This window comes from Streptomyces beijiangensis, from assembly GCF_017315755.1.
In the GTDB taxonomy this organism is placed as follows: domain Bacteria; phylum Actinomycetota; class Actinomycetes; order Streptomycetales; family Streptomycetaceae; genus Streptomyces; species Streptomyces beijiangensis.
Genome location: NZ_JAFLRJ010001141.1, coordinates 1 through 712 on the forward strand (window position 1 = coordinate 1; position 712 = coordinate 712).

Sequence of the window (712 nt, forward strand, 5' to 3'; positions counted from 1 at the left end):
GGAACGGAGCCTCCGAAGGGGGGACTTAAGCCCTGCGATCTAGTTCCGTTGGTGGATGTGACGTAAAGGGTTCGAGCCATAGCCTCGTTCCATGACGTCAGTTGATTCCCGCCCCAGCGGTCCCAGCGGTCCCCGCAGCCAGGAGCAGCGCAAGCGCGAAGCGCTGGAACGGCTCGCCCGGGACACGGACGTGTGGGTCGCCACCGCCGACGGCACCGGCGAGCCGTGCCTCGTTCCGCTTGCCTTCTTGTGGGACGGCGAGGCCGTATGGCTCTCCACCCGCGACACCAACCCGACCGGGCGCAACCTGGCCGCCTCGGGAAAGGTCCGTCTCTCCTTCGGTCCCACCAGGGACGTGGTCCTGGTCCACGGCATTGCAAGCGTGCTGACCCGAGAGGAGCTTCCGGCCGAGGTGGGCGACGCCTTTGCTGCGAAAGACGGCTGGGACCCCCGGGAGGACCACCCCTCATATGTCTGGTTCCGGGTCGTTCCGGAATTCCTGCAGGCCTGGGGGACGGTTCCCGAATTGGCCGGGCGAACGCTCATGCGCGAAGGGAAGTGGCTGGTCTAGGCCCGCAGTGGGGTCGGCGCCCTCGGGGGCGTGCTGCCGCGGCTCGGTCCGGCGGCGCACGCCCCCGATTCACACTCCACCTGCGTAAATCCGCCCCGAACAGGTGTTGGACCCCGCCGCCACCCCGCCCCGACCCTTGAT

The 712-nt window shown here is 68.5% G+C and carries 1 protein-coding gene; it reads left to right on the plus strand.

Going from position 1 to position 712, the window contains the following annotated elements; translation table 11 throughout:
• Nucleotides 1-91: 91 nt before the first annotated feature.
• Nucleotides 92-571: a pyridoxamine 5'-phosphate oxidase family protein gene (locus J0695_RS40925; RefSeq protein ID WP_206969873.1), complete on the plus strand. Its 480-nt coding sequence runs from the start codon at nucleotides 92-94 to the stop codon at nucleotides 569-571.
• Nucleotides 572-712 lie beyond the last annotated feature (141 nt).